Here is a 13,189-nt window from a genome sequence, read left to right as displayed (position 1 = left end):
TTAAGCCTTCTTTGCGTAGTCCAATACTGCGTTCGTTACCGCTTCAACAACACCGTCTTCGAATACGCCTGGCACGATCTTGTCGGCGTTAACATCATCAACGAGGTTGGCAAGTCCGTGTGCAACGTTCACTTGGAGGTCCATGTCAACGTGCTTCAAACCTGAAGCCAAAAGTCCCTTGAACAATCCTGGGAAGACCAAGACGTTGTTCACTTGGTTAGGCCATTGTGATGAACCAGTGGCCGTAACAGCTGCACCAGCAGCCTTTGCTTCGTCTGGGTCAATTTCAGGAACTGGGTTAGCCAATGCGAAGACGATTGGGTTATCAGCCATCTTCTTTACTTGGTCTTGTGACAATACCTTGGCGTCTGACAAACCGATGAAGGCGTCAGCCCCTTCGATTACGTCATCCAAAGTCTTTCCAGGAACTTGGTCAACTGAGTCGGCCAATTCACGTTGGAAGCTGTTGTAACCTTCGTCGTCAGGACGAACAACACCGTTGATATCAACGAGTGTTTGGTGCTTAATTCCTGCGGCCAAAAGCAACTTAGCAGTGGCAACACCTGAAGCACCGATACCGTTAATAACGACCTTCAAGTCCTTCAATTCCTTACCAGCAACCTTAGCGGCGTTGATCAAACCTGCCAATACAACGATGGCCGTTCCAGTTTGGTCATCGTGGTAGACAGGCATGTCTAATTCTTCTGACAAGCGGCGTTCGATTTCGAAGACACGTGGAGCCGCGATGTCTTCCAAGTGAATACCAGCAAAGGATGGTGACATCGTCTTAATCGTCGTCACGATGTCATCGATTGATTCTTGGTTCAATGCCATTGGAATGGCATCAACGCCAGCAAAGGACTTGTAAATCAAGGCCTTTCCTTCGACGATTGGCAAACCGGCACCAGGTCCGACGTTTCCAAGACCCAAGACAGCAGAACCGTCCGTGATCACTGGAATCAACTTACCTGACATCGTGTACTTTGCCTTGTCGGCTGGGTTTGCTTCGATATCCTTAGCCAAACCAGCAACACCAGGCGTGTATGCCTTACCTAAATCAGATGGTGTCTTAATATCGAAAGTTCCGTTAACTTCCAAAACACCAGTGTGTTCTTCGTGCATTTGTTGCACTTCGTTCATATCAACCATTAATGGCCTCCTTTTATTTGCTGATAAAAGATACAAGTACATTGTAAAAGATTTCGCTTGTGAAGTAAAGAATTATCGTTGATATTTTTGTAAAAACAGTTACTTTTTACTTCTTTTTTAATTTTTTAAAAGATTTGCGATTTCTAAATTAGTAATATAAATCGAAAATTTACTATATATATTGCAAAAATATAGAAAAATGTGTAGACTATTCTTATCATTCTGTAATATTTTGTTACATAAATATTCATCAGAAAACAAATATATATAAAGAGGATTATTATGCCAACGACTGATCCAAGCTTGCTTGCTCAAATCGCCGAGGACTACTACCTAAATAAGATGTCTTTCGGAGAGATTTCTGAGAAGTACCAAGTCTCTCGCTACTTAATTAATAAGTACTTGACCGAATCCGTAAAAACTGGAATTGTTAAAATCGAAATCGCGTCAACGGCCTCCCGTAATTCTCAATTGGAACAAGTCTTTAAAGAAAAGTTCCCAAAGACGGCCTGCTACATCATTCAAGATGATGCCACGGCAACGGCCACCGAAGAATTACTTTCAAACTACGCCGCTAACTTCGTTGTGAAGCACCTTGAAAAGGACACGCACGTTGTTGGAATGACCTGGGGAGAAACGATGTACGCCTTGATTGACGCCATCACGTCAAACCCATTGGAACACATCAAGTTCACCCAGTTCGTTGGTGAAAACATGAAGTACAACTCAACGGCCGGTTCCGTCCGCATCGTTGAACGTGCAGCCAAAAAGGTTTCTGGTGAGTTCTTAACCTTGCCAGCTCCCCTCTACTTGTCAGATGACAATGTTCGAAACGGTTTGTACGAAGCCGTTTCAATCAAGAACACCCTTGATGTTGCAAAGGACATGGATACGTTGTTGACTGGTCTTGGTACCATTCAATCACTTGAATCCATCGCCATTTGGAACCAAAACTTGAACCGTCTCTTCCCTGACGTTCGCTTGGGTGAAATTGCCGGAATGATCTTTGGGCGCCCATACGACATCAACGGGAAAATCTTGAACGCGGATTCCGATAAGACGGTTGGTTTGCCAATGAACACGATTTTGTCAGTTAACAAGCGAATCGGAGTGATTCGTTCAAAGTCAAAGTCCCAGGCAGCCATCGGTGCCTTGCGCGGAAACTTCTTGACTGATTTGATCATGTCCGAATCATTGGCTTACCGCATCTTGAACGAAGCTGACGCAAAGTAATTTCAACTGAAAAAGCAATACAAAAAAAGCGCTACAGTATAAGAAACTGTAGCGCTTTTTCTATATCTTATTTAAGAAATTGTTCATTATAAGTTAGGCGTTTTGAAGGCGGCGGAAGCCGCCGTTTTCTTAAAATTTTTCAAATCCAAATCTTAAGCAATGCCCTTTTCATCAACCGAGGCAGGCTTCGTTACCATGCAGTGGATTGAACCAATGATCAATCCCGCCAAAGCGAAGAGCGTCCATGAGAATCCTTGGCTGGCGAGCGGCAAGTGCGCCTGGTACCAACCAACCGTCGTCACACCGTTTTGCGTGTAGGAAACGAATCCGCCGAGCATCTTTGCAAATGGCACCTGCGTCAAACCGTCACCGATTGAACCAATCAACGTCAGTCCAATCATCCAGTTAAAGAGCGGACGCTTACGTCCAATCCATGGCGACACGAGGTTCAAGAAAACCAAAACGATGGCCACTGGGTACATGATCATGAGCACGGGTTCCGCCCATTCGATGATTTTGTCCAAGCCGAGCAAGGCGACCAAGAAGGCCAAAATCACAGCGAAGGCCAAGAACTTTTCATACGAAACCTTTGGGAATGCCCGGTGGTAATCGTGGGCCAACGATGATGATTCCCCCATCGCCGTCGTAAACACGGCAATTGGTCCCATCACAGCCAAGAAGTAGTGCCCAAACGAACCAAAGTAGTTCGTCATAATCTGCGTCAAGGCAATCGCCCCGTTAATGGATGGGTCAACCTTTCCAAGGGATGACGTTCCCAAGAGAATCAAGCCAACGTAAACGAGTGACAAGCCAATCAAGGCCCAGGTTCCCGTCTTCACGATGATCTTCGCCACGTGAGCTGGCTTCTTGTAACCCATGTTTTCAATGGCGTGCACAATGGCAACCCCCAGCACAAGGGAAGCCAAGGCATCGACCGTGTTATATCCTTCAATGGCTGAAGACAACAAGGGGCTTGACTGATAAGCGCTTTGCACGTGCTGGTGCAAGTCACCCATTGGCCATACAAGGGCCAAGATGAAGACAACCGCAAGCAAAACCAGGAAGGCTGGGTTCAAGTACTTTCCAATTACGGACGTAATGCTGTCCGCCTTCAAGCAGGCCCAGTAGACCAAGATGAAGTAAAAGAATGAGAAAATAGCCAAACCGATTTGCTGTGCACCCGCCGGCAACCAGTTTTCAAGTGAAAACGAGTAAGCCACCGTTGCGGTACGTGGGGCAACAACAAGTGGTCCCAAGCACAAGTGCAAAATCACAACAAACACGATGGACGTCTTTTCGCCCAAGGGCTTGATGAGGTCAAACACGGACTTCGACCGCGTCACACCCAAGGCCACTAAGGCCAACAGCGGAAGCAAGACCGCTGATAAAATAAATCCGAAGGTTGCTTTTCCCCAAGCAGCCCCGGCAATTTGTCCCAAGTGAATTGGGAAAATTAAGTTTCCTGCTCCGAAAAACATTCCGAAGATCAGGGACACCATTAGTAAGTTCTGGCGCCAAGTAAGCTTTTTTTCCATTTGAGACTCTCCATTAATCTAGATTAGTCAACTTTGTTCACATCTATCAATTGTACCCTCTTTTTCCCCTTGCCGCTAGAGGAACTGGGCCAAAAATTAACAACTGGTCTAGGCGGATTTTCTGCTATTCTTATTGGTAAGGAGAAAGGACTGATGTTATCACTTTTAAAAGGGAACCTGCTCTTTGTACGTTCCGACGATGATGGGCTAGACCAATCAATTGCCGAGTCAACCAAGCGGGCTGGCCAGGATGTCACCTACAGTCACGTTGCAATGGTCGATGTAGAAGAAAAGGAAGAAAGCGCGGCGATCTACGTGATTGAAGCCACCGGTGACGACGGGGTTGTTACCGGCACTTTTGATAATTTCCTTTCAGAGCATCGCGGCCGAATCGACGTCTACCGCTACCAAAAGGATTTCAAGGACATCGTTTCTGTGTTATCTTTTGCCCGCGCTCAGGTGGGAAAGCCCTACAACCACGGCTTCTTTCAAGAAGATCCTGGATTCTACTGTTCACAGTTGGTCACGGCTTCCTTTAAGGGTGAGGACATCTTTAAAGAAACGCCCCTCGCCTTTGGCCCGAACGGCACGGTGTTACCAGAATGGAAGGAATACTACGCCAAATTGGGCCGTGAGGTGCCAACAGCCGACCTCGGGTCGTCGCCAAACTCCTTGCTGGCTGGTGAGGACTGGCAGTGCATCGCTTCGTTGTGAAAAAAAGACCGCTCCGATTAGGGAGCGGTCTTTTTTGTTTTGGGCTTTAGCCCTTAATAATCTTTTCAATCTGAGCCATTTCGTCGGCCGTGAAGTCCAAGTTCTTCGTAAATTCCAAGTTGTCCTCCAAGTGGTCCACCGATGACGTTCCAATCACCACAGATGCCACTCGTTTGTCTTGCAACAACCAAGCCAATGACATCTGAGAAATCGTCTGGTTTCGGCCCTTTGCCAAGTCATTCAACGCGTTCAGCTTTTCCACCAACACGTCCTTTCCCTGATCAAAGAGGAAGCCGTTCGTCTTGTGGATTGGAAAGTTATCCGGAATGCCGTCCAAGTAACGGTCGGTCAACAAGCCTTCCGCCAACGGTCCGTATGCGAACAATCCCGCGTGGTGCTCATCCAAAATGTCCAACATTCCAGATTCCTTTTCCTGCTGGTTCAACATGTTGTATGACACCTGGTTACCGATGAAAGGCGTTCCCAAGTCCTTAAAGATCTCAGCAATCGCCTTCGTCTGTTCCGCGTTGTAGTTTGACACCCCAACGTAGAGCGCCTTTCCCTGCTTCACCAAGTGGTCCAAGGCCCGGGCCGTTTCTTCCAAGTTCGTGTTTGGATCGTAACGGTGCGCGTAGAAGATGTCCACGTAATCAAGGTTCATCTTCTCAAGTGACGTATCCAAGGCGTTAATCAACGTCTTGCGCCCAGAGAACTCACCCAAAGGTCCCGGCCACATGTGGTAACCGGCCTTCGTCGTAATCACCAATTCGTTACGGTAAGGCTTCAAATCAGACTTATAAACCTGTCCGAAAGTCTCTTCCGCCGTTCCGTTGTTTGGCCCGTAGTTAAAGGCGTTATCAAATGAGAAAATTCCTGAATCGAAGGCCTTCAACATCACCTTTCGTGAGTTTTCCAAAGGCATCGTATCCCCGAGGTTTCGCCAGAGGCCGAATGACACGGCCGGCACAATCAAACCTGAGTCTGACACTCGGCGGTATGGAAGCTTTTCGTAACGATCTTCTGCTGCTTGGTAAACCATCTAGTTTTCCTCCTTCAGGTACGTCAATAATTCATTTGCAATCTTTTGGTGGTCCTTTGGATCAGGGTGGTGCGGCCTCGTCTGGATGTCCCAGTCCTTCGTCTCGATGACCTTGAAGCAGTCAAAGCGCGCCGCTTCTGCTTCAAAGATTTCCGAAAAAGCACCGGTCCACGGCGTGAGCAGGTAAAAGTCAGCCCCGTGGAAGCGCTTGACTAGTTCCAGCAAGTAGACCCGCAGTCCGAATGCGAAATCAGAGGCGTCCGCCCCGTAATTCCCGTCATTCAAACCGTATGCCACCACAACCTTGTTCGTGTGCACTCGCCGTCGTGGCACGTCCTCTCCCACTCGCCACAAGGCGTCAATCGCCTTTGGCTCCTGGAAAGGGGCAGCCGTGGTAAGCCCCGTACCGCCGTATGCAATGCGGTTCAACGGTTGCTTCATTGCACTGGCGACCAGAGCTGGAAACGACTGCGTTGGTTGGTGCTCATCGTGGGCAGAGCCAACCATGCACTCCCCCGCCACAATGGAATCCCCAACGAAGGTGATGTAAGGCGTGGCGCCATCTTCCACGTCACCCTTGCCGTCATCGCGTGGCAGGGTGGGTTCCAACTCGCTCTCACCAGACCAGCTCAGGTCTTTTACGATGAGACCGGTCCGCCAGAAGGCAACTTGTCCGGTCGCCCACTGGTTCAGCGTCAGCACGTAGCTGTGCGCGCCTGCTGGTAGCTGCACGGCCACGGTGTCCTCGTTTGCAAGCACCGTTTCCTTATCCTGACCATCGACGGTCAACGTCCAGGTCAAGTCCGGATAGGCGTCATGCAAGTGCAAGGTCAATTGACCCGCGTGCTTTGACTCAAAGGCCAAGTACGCCCCGTACTGGGAAGTGATCATCCCCGCTTGGTCATCAAGTACCGACCATTCGGGTGAAAAAAGAAGGTGAAATGATGCGTTCATTTATCCTTCCTTTCGTGTTCCATTCGACTTCAAGACGTCCGCCATTGAGCGGTGTTCAATCACGCGCTGGATACCAGCGGCAAAGAGGTGGGCGACCGAAATCGTCTGCAACTCATCAAAGTTCTTACGTTCTGGCACATTGATTGTGTCGGTCACAATTACGCGGTCCAAGTCCGATTCCTGCAACTTTTGGGCCGTGTCCCCTGACAAAACGGGGTGCGTGGTCAAGGCGTCAATGGATGAGGCGCCGGCCTTCTTAACCGCAGAAGCGGCCTTGATGGTCGTCTGACCGGTATCAATCATGTCAGACACGATGATGGCGTGGAGCCCTTCCACCTTCCCCGTCACGCGGGCTTCGGTGTTTGGATCACGGTCGGAATCGATGATGGCCCAGTGGGCACCGATTTCTTCGGCCAAGCGGCGAACCAACTTCAACGTTGATGGACCGGAGGCAACGCAGACAACGTCTTCGCCAACCGTGCCCTCTTTTTCCAAGAAGTCAACTTGGGCGGGCATGGCGATCAAGTGGTCGACTGGGATGTCAAAGAATCCCTGCACCTGCGGCGTGTGGAGGTCCATCGTCATCACGCGCTTCACGCGTTGTGACTGCAACATGTTGGCCACCAAACGGGCTGAGATTGGTTCACGTGAGCGCGTCTTGCGGTCGGAACGGGCGTAACCCATGTATGGTACGACCACGTTGATGGACTTAGCAGACGTGCGCTTGGCAGCGTCGATGAAAATCATCAACTTCATGAAGCTGTCGTTCACCGGATCCGCGATTGGGGCCACGACGTAAACGTCGATTCCACGAACGGATTCAACGATGCGTTCGTAGATTTCGTGGTCAGCAAATTGCTTCACGTCAACGGGTGAAACTGGCACACCGAGCTGGTCCGCAATCTTTTGCGTGAACTCGGGGTTCATTCCTAAATCAAAAAGACGAAATTCTGGATTGGCAGTCATAATGGCTCCTGAATTCTAATTATCGGTTGAGTGTTTGTGGTGGCTGTGGCTTTAAAAGTCAAACCCGGACGTGCTTGTTGTTTCACGCCGGCGGCCCCTTTTTCTAGGAAAAGTCGACCGTGGTTTAAGCTTCCATGCCAAGCAAGCACCCACTCGCTATACTGCTTTCATTATACAAAAGATTGAGGGCTATTGGGGCATAAAATCATAAGGCGTGAGCTTTGTTAAAATCGCTCACTTTTCTTTGACTTAAGCGGCCCCATTATTGAAGCGCGCCGATTTAGCCCTCATCCGGCATAAAATCATAAGGCGTGAGCTCTTCCATCCCCACCATCGGATCGATGTTGCCCAGCTCGAGGTGGTCCTTGGTTAGGATACCTTCGGGAAGGGCGGGGGTGGCTGGAGCCGTTTGCGTGTCTTTTGCGGCTTGAGGCTGACCCTGTGATGGGGCAGCCGCTGTTGCTGTTGGTGGAGTTTGAGGCTGGCCCTGTGATGGGGCAGCCGCTGCTTGCACTGCCTGACGTGCCGTCGTTTGCTTGTCAGCCGTTGGCGTGGCCGTTTTAGCTGTTGGCATGGCGGGGTGAGGCCCCGCAGGGGCCGTTTGGGCGGAGCCCGTTGTCGCAGTGGCCGCCACCGCCTTCTCACCACCCAACAGTTCCGGCAAGCGCGTCTGGCGCACCGGCACCGCGTGGGTCGCAGCAAAGTCGTAGGCGTCGTAGTCCCCGACCATCACGAGCGCCTCCTTGGCACGGGTGATCGCCGTGTACACCAAATTCTGATTCAGCATAATCTTAAACTGCGAAGCCAGCACCAAAATCACAAGCTTAAACTCGTTACCCTGCGCCTTGTGAATCGACGTCGCGTACGCCAGTGTCAGTTGGTTCAACGTCTTTGACGTGTACCACACTTCCTGGCCCGCAAAGTCCACGACCAAAGCGTCGGCCGCCACGCCCTTATCGGCCTTGTTGTGCACGGCCACGATTTCACCCATGTCCCCGTTGTAGATGTCTCGCTCACTATCGTTTTCAAGCTGGAGCACCTTATCACCCAAACGGAACACGTTATCGCCGTACTGCAGCGTCTTTTGCCCTGGTTCGACCGGGTTAAACAGGTCCTGGGCAATCTGGTTCAAGGCTTTCACACCCGCCGCACTCTTGTACATTGGCGCAAGCACCTGGACCTGGTCCGCGGTGAAGCCTTTCTTAATGGCCGACTTCAGCACCTGACCAACTGCAGAAGGCACCTGGGCTGACGTGGTTAGGAAAGTCGATCGATCGGGCTTCTTGTCCATGAAGTCCGCTGGCAGCGCCCCCGCGTTAATCGACTGGGCCAACGATGAAATTGACGAGCCCTTTCGCTGGCGATAAATCCGTTTCAGGGCCACGTGCTTCACCGTCTTTGCGTGAATCAAATCATAGAGCACGTTTCCCGGCCCCACGGATGGCAACTGGTCGGCATCCCCGACCAAGACCACGTGCATGTTCTTTGGGATGGCTTGGAAAAGCGCCGCCGCCAAATCAATGTCCAACATGGACGCCTCATCGATGATGAGCAAGCCGCCAGACAGTGGATTTTCCGCATCGAATTCCGCGTCATCCCCGTCCGAGATTCCGAGCAAGCGGTGAATCGTCGTCGCTTCGTAACCCGTAATCTCCGTCATGCGCTTTGCGGCACGACCGGTTGGTGAAGCAAGGCGCACACGCTGTTCCTTCACCCAATCTTGGTCCCGGCTCTCAGAACGCGCCTGCTGTTTCACCATCTTTTCCCAGGTCTTAATCAAGGTCTTTGTGACCGTGGTCTTTCCCGTTCCGGGTCCACCGGTCAACACAAAGAGTGGTGCGGACAATCCTTCTTTGACAGCCTGTTCTTGAATCTCATCCAGAGTCAGCCCGTCGGCCACGACAAAGGCTTCATCAATCGCCATTTGCGTCGCCTTCACCGGTGACTTCTGCTTCAGCAACTCCGCTACCTTGTCCGCAACAATCTTCTCGTCTTCGGCCAAGTCCTTTGGCTGGTAGCCGTCTTCGTGGTAACTCAGGCGCTTTTGTGCCACCAGGGCACCGAGTGCCCCGTTGATCACTTCATCCCCGTCACCGATCTCGGCCGTTTTCAGGGTATTTCGGGCGGCTTGCATGGCCTGCTCAACCGTCAAAAAGGTGTGCCCACCAGAGAAGCAGGCACCTTGAATGGCAGAGTAAACACCGGCCTGAATCCGTTCGGGCGCGTTCACGTCAAAGCCCGCGTTCCGGGCGATGGCGTCAATCTTCTTAAATGGCAGGCCGTCGAAGTCGTAAACCAGTCGGTATGGCTTTTCGCGCAGAATGCTCTGTGCTTCTTCCCCGTATTGATCGTAAAGCTTTCCGGCGAGGTCGGCGGACAAGCCCACCTGGTGCCCGAGCGCAAAGAGCCGTTCGAGGCCCATGTTTTCCTTCAGCGTCTTCACCAAGTTTTCAGCCACGTTTGGCTTCACGAGACCCGTGAGGCAACTTGGATCCGCAAGGATTTTGTCCAGGGCGTCTTCACCAAGGGCGTCCACGATTTTTTCCGCGGTCTTCTTACCAATTCCGGAAAAGTCACCGGATGAGAAGAAGTCAACGAGCCCCTTCTCATCGGTTGCGACCTGGTTTTCGTAGCGTGCGGCCTGGAACTGTTGCCCGTAGCGTGGGTGTGTCACGAGTTGCCCGAAGAAGGCATAAGTGGAGCCAGGCTTCACGGAGGCAAAGGTTCCCGTCACGATGAGCTCGTCGTCATCCCAGTCGAAATCGTCGTCTTTTACTTCGACGGAAAGAATCTTGAAATAGGAATCCGACGCTGAAAAAATCACGTTCTTCAGCGTTCCCGTTACTTGATTGTCCTCAGAAATCGTCTTTGCCATACACTCTGCTTCATTCTATGTGCTTTGCTATTAAACAGAATCGACTGAATCTGCTCAGTAAACTGCTATGTACACTGGGGAAATTCCCAGTTTTTATAATCCTTTATTGTGGAAAAGGTCCGGTCCGGAACAGACTTTTCCATCGGTAGCCAATAAAAGTGGCAACATTGATGACCAAGTCAAAACCGCACGCGATGCCTTGATTTCGCCATCAACCTAAATCGTTGTGCTGGCGTCCTGTTCCTTATTCAAGTAATCCGTTTCGTTCCACTTGATCAACCTGAAGTCTTCGCCAGGCTTCTTTTCAATCGTGGTCGTGGACGTGTTGGAAAGGCCGCCAAGGGAGCGAATCTCCTCGCGTGGAACGCCCAAAAGTGAAGACATTCCGAAGGTCAAGATTAAGCCGTGGGCAACCATGAGAATGGCGTCGTTCGGGTGGTTTTCGGCCACTTCGTTGATGAAACGCTGGAATCGGGCAACGGCCTTGGTATACCCCTCACCATGGAAGCCCTGCCCCTCGAACTTTTCGAGGTGGTTGCGGTAGGTGTCGTAGGCTTCGGGATAGTTCTTCATGACGTCTGCCTTGAGCTCACCTTCCCAGTCGCCAAGACCAACTTCGATGATGTTCGAGTGCAACGAGAGTTCGGGATTGCCTGGAAGCTCCTTTTGAATCTCGGCAGCGGTCACGCGAGCACGCTTCAAAGGAGAGGCGTAAACGCGGCTAATCTGCTTGTCGGACAAAAATCCCGCGACCTTCTTCATGTCGTCGTATGACGTCTGCAGGAGCGGTGAATCACCGTGGGCCCCTTGAAAACGCTTTTCGAGGTTCCATTCGGTTTGTCCGTGGCGAACGAAGTAAAAAGTTGTCATACAGTTTGCTCCAATACGTTTCGTTCAACGAGTTCCTTCAGGTGGAAGGCCAAGATTTCTTCCATTTGGGAAGCGTCGTCTTGCTTGCCGATTGAAACGGGGCCACCGGCCATGCCGACGATGTCGGCTTTGGCACCGGAGAGGTCCTGCTTGAAGGTGATCTTCAATGAAATGGCTTGGTCGATGAGCTTATCGGGTTGAAGGAAACGCTTCAAAATGAAGGCCCCGGCGTTGTTTTGGGTGAAGCCGAGATCGATTAGCGTGAACTTCTTGATGGAAGGACTGATGGAGTAAGTCCCAACGTTTTTGATGGTGAATGTGGATGAAAAAGCCATGTGATTCTCCTTTAGTGTGAATGAATTCGAACCGAGACTGCGGGCTTGGCTTATTTGAAAACGCGCCCCTTCGGGCCGCTTCAAACGCCATACCAACTGCTTTAACCGTGTAAAACGGCTTAGAAGCGCAGTCCCTTTGGATAAAAGTTCTTCAATTGCCCGTTAACGTACTTCGCCCAACCGACGCCGTTGCCGCCAGCGGTGATGAGCACGAACCCTTTTTTTAGGTCGAGCTTTTTGGTGAGTGCCTCGCCATGAATGTATGACGCCCACTCGCTGTCGAGGTCAAGGGCGTACACCTGCTTGGCTTGTTCTGGATGAATGGCAAGCGCCAACGCGTGGTCGGGCTCAAAACGCTTTTTTTTGAAGGTTCCGAGTGCCAATCCAGCGCGGAGGATCTTAACCTTGGTGCTGCTAAAGGCTGGGCAGCCTTCAGGCATCAAGAACACGCGGTCCCCGAAGCGAACCATACGGTCCATCGGTGCGTCCAAGCCTGGTACCGTCTCAGCTAAGAAGTCCTTTAACAGGCTTTCTTCCTCGCTTCCAAACTTAGCGTACTTAGCTTCCTTAACAGCCTTACCCATTTCCGCGTCATCTTTTTTACGAAGCTTTGCCACGAAGTGGCCTTCTCCAGGAAGGTCTTGTGGCCAAAGACGTGCGGTCTTTTTGATGTCCTCATCCCCGTCCGTCCATTCAGGACGCCCGTCTTTGATGCCCGAGCCCTCGACTTTATCAATCGGCAAAAGCTCAAACTCCGGATAGGTCGCAAGCAACCAGGTCATCATCTTCTCGTCTTCTTCCGGCGCAAAGGTACAAGTGGAGCATACCAAAGTCCCACCAGGCTTTAACATCTTGACCGCGTTGTCCAAGATGCCCTCGGTGCGCTCGGCACACTCGGCTGGGTAGCCTTCTGACCAGTAAGTCATGGCGTCAGGGTCCTTTCGAAACATTCCCTCACCAGAACAGGGCGCATCCAAGAGCACCTTGTCAAAGAATGTTGGCAACATCTTTGCCAAATCCTTGGAGTCAGCTGAGGACACGATGGCGTTTGAAACACCAAAGCGTTCAATGTTTTCAGACAAAATCTTGGCGCGGCCAAAGAAGATTTCGTTGGTCCAAAGCAAGCCTTGGCCCATCATCTGACCAGCCAACTGCGTGGACTTTCCACCCGGTGCGGCGGCGAGATCTAACACGCGTTCGCCCGGCTTGGCGTCCAGCACTTCGGCTACAAACTGCGCCGATGGTTCCTGAGAATAAACGAGACCAGTCGTGTGATCCACGCCCTTTCCATCGACCTGACCGAAGTAGCCAAACTTCGACCAAGCAATGGGCTTACTCAAGTCCAAGTTCACTGGGTTCTGGTCAGCCTTCAGCGGGTTGATGCGAAAGCCCTTGTCCACTTGACCTGACAAAGAATCAAAAAAAGGCCCACTTTCTTCTTGAAGTAGGTCTTGATATTTTGCGATGAAAGCTTCTGGAAGTGCCATCGTTACCTCTTAATGGGAGCTTTTAACTCCTA

11 protein-coding genes are annotated in these 13,189 nt (G+C 51.1%); 2 read left to right on the top strand and 9 right to left on the bottom strand.

Features of this window, described 5'->3' with window-relative positions; genetic code table 11:
• Positions 1 to 1,149 (bottom strand): NAD(P)-dependent malic enzyme, encoded by a 1,149-nt coding sequence (locus G6R29_RS02415; protein ID WP_213808770.1) that lies wholly within the window; start codon positions 1,147 to 1,149, stop codon positions 1 to 3.
• A gap of 282 nt (positions 1,150 to 1,431) precedes the next feature.
• Here G6R29_RS02415 and G6R29_RS02410 point away from each other — a divergent pair, with 282 nt between their 5' ends.
• Positions 1,432 to 2,382, top strand: coding sequence for a sugar-binding transcriptional regulator (locus G6R29_RS02410; RefSeq protein WP_213808769.1), 951 nt, complete (start codon positions 1,432 to 1,434; stop codon positions 2,380 to 2,382).
• 152 nt (positions 2,383 to 2,534) lie between these two features.
• Here the strand turns inward: G6R29_RS02410 and brnQ are convergent, their stop codons facing one another.
• A complete protein-coding gene (gene brnQ, locus G6R29_RS02405; protein ID WP_213808768.1) occupies positions 2,535 to 3,917 on the bottom strand; it encodes a branched-chain amino acid transport system II carrier protein in 1,383 nt (460 codons plus the stop codon).
• 153 nt (positions 3,918 to 4,070) lie between these two features.
• Between brnQ and G6R29_RS02400 the strand changes: the two genes are divergently transcribed.
• On the top strand, positions 4,071 to 4,631 hold the full coding sequence (locus tag G6R29_RS02400) for a YiiX/YebB-like N1pC/P60 family cysteine hydrolase (RefSeq protein ID WP_213808767.1): 561 nt from the start codon (positions 4,071 to 4,073) through the stop codon (positions 4,629 to 4,631).
• Positions 4,632 to 4,677: 46 nt separating this feature from the next.
• On the opposite strand, the gene G6R29_RS02395 is transcribed toward G6R29_RS02400, so the two are convergent.
• From G6R29_RS02395 to G6R29_RS02365, 7 genes are all read right to left on the bottom strand, one after another.
• Entirely contained in the window at positions 4,678 to 5,670 is a 993-nt protein-coding gene (locus G6R29_RS02395; RefSeq protein WP_213808766.1) for an aldo/keto reductase, read from the bottom strand.
• Complete coding sequence (locus G6R29_RS02390) at positions 5,671 to 6,624, bottom strand: SGNH/GDSL hydrolase family protein (protein ID WP_213808765.1); 954 nt, start codon at positions 6,622 to 6,624, stop codon at positions 5,671 to 5,673.
• Positions 6,625 to 7,590, bottom strand: a complete 966-nt coding sequence (locus G6R29_RS02385) for a ribose-phosphate diphosphokinase (protein WP_213808764.1) — start codon at positions 7,588 to 7,590, stop codon at positions 6,625 to 6,627. It lies immediately after the preceding gene.
• 280 nt (positions 7,591 to 7,870) lie between these two features.
• Positions 7,871 to 10,465, bottom strand: coding sequence for an SF1B family DNA helicase RecD2 (gene recD2 / locus G6R29_RS02380; protein WP_213808763.1), 2,595 nt, complete (start codon positions 10,463 to 10,465; stop codon positions 7,871 to 7,873).
• 216 nt (positions 10,466 to 10,681) lie between these two features.
• A complete protein-coding gene (locus G6R29_RS02375) occupies positions 10,682 to 11,335 on the bottom strand; it encodes a histidine phosphatase family protein (protein ID WP_213808762.1) in 654 nt (217 codons plus the stop codon).
• The gene (locus G6R29_RS02370) at positions 11,332 to 11,670 is read right to left on the bottom strand and encodes a cysteine desulfurase (RefSeq protein ID WP_213808761.1); all 339 of its coding nucleotides are present in this window, start codon (positions 11,668 to 11,670) and stop codon (positions 11,332 to 11,334) included. The genes G6R29_RS02375 and G6R29_RS02370 overlap by 4 nt, the downstream gene beginning before the upstream one ends.
• Positions 11,671 to 11,789: 119 nt before the next feature.
• A complete protein-coding gene (locus G6R29_RS02365; protein WP_213808760.1) occupies positions 11,790 to 13,157 on the bottom strand; it encodes an RsmF rRNA methyltransferase first C-terminal domain-containing protein in 1,368 nt (455 codons plus the stop codon).
• Positions 13,158 to 13,189: the final 32 nt, after the last annotated feature.

Origin of the sequence: Fructobacillus broussonetiae, from assembly GCF_018437275.1 — a bacterium.
Classification (GTDB): Bacteria; Bacillota; Bacilli; order Lactobacillales; family Lactobacillaceae; genus Fructobacillus; species Fructobacillus broussonetiae.
The sequence above is the reverse complement of the archived record's forward strand: the minus strand, read 5'-3'. Positions and strand labels throughout refer to the sequence as shown.

Excerpts from the sequence above, each read along its gene's own strand:
- G6R29_RS02415 (WP_213808770.1), bottom strand. The coding sequence starts at position 1,149 with ATGGTTGATATGAACGAAGTGCAACAAATGCACGAAGAACACACTGGT.
- G6R29_RS02410 (WP_213808769.1), top strand. The coding sequence starts at position 1,432 with ATGCCAACGACTGATCCAAGCTTGCTTGCTCAAATCGCCGAGGACTAC.
- brnQ (WP_213808768.1), bottom strand. The coding sequence starts at position 3,917 with ATGGAAAAAAAGCTTACTTGGCGCCAGAACTTACTAATGGTGTCCCTG.
- G6R29_RS02400 (WP_213808767.1), top strand. The coding sequence starts at position 4,071 with ATGTTATCACTTTTAAAAGGGAACCTGCTCTTTGTACGTTCCGACGAT.
- G6R29_RS02395 (WP_213808766.1), bottom strand. The coding sequence starts at position 5,670 with ATGGTTTACCAAGCAGCAGAAGATCGTTACGAAAAGCTTCCATACCGC.
- G6R29_RS02390 (WP_213808765.1), bottom strand. The coding sequence starts at position 6,624 with ATGAACGCATCATTTCACCTTCTTTTTTCACCCGAATGGTCGGTACTT.
- G6R29_RS02385 (WP_213808764.1), bottom strand. The coding sequence starts at position 7,590 with ATGACTGCCAATCCAGAATTTCGTCTTTTTGATTTAGGAATGAACCCC.
- recD2 (WP_213808763.1), bottom strand. The coding sequence starts at position 10,465 with ATGGCAAAGACGATTTCTGAGGACAATCAAGTAACGGGAACGCTGAAG.
- G6R29_RS02375 (WP_213808762.1), bottom strand. The coding sequence starts at position 11,335 with ATGACAACTTTTTACTTCGTTCGCCACGGACAAACCGAATGGAACCTC.
- G6R29_RS02370 (WP_213808761.1), bottom strand. The coding sequence starts at position 11,670 with ATGGCTTTTTCATCCACATTCACCATCAAAAACGTTGGGACTTACTCC.
- G6R29_RS02365 (WP_213808760.1), bottom strand. The coding sequence starts at position 13,157 with ATGGCACTTCCAGAAGCTTTCATCGCAAAATATCAAGACCTACTTCAA.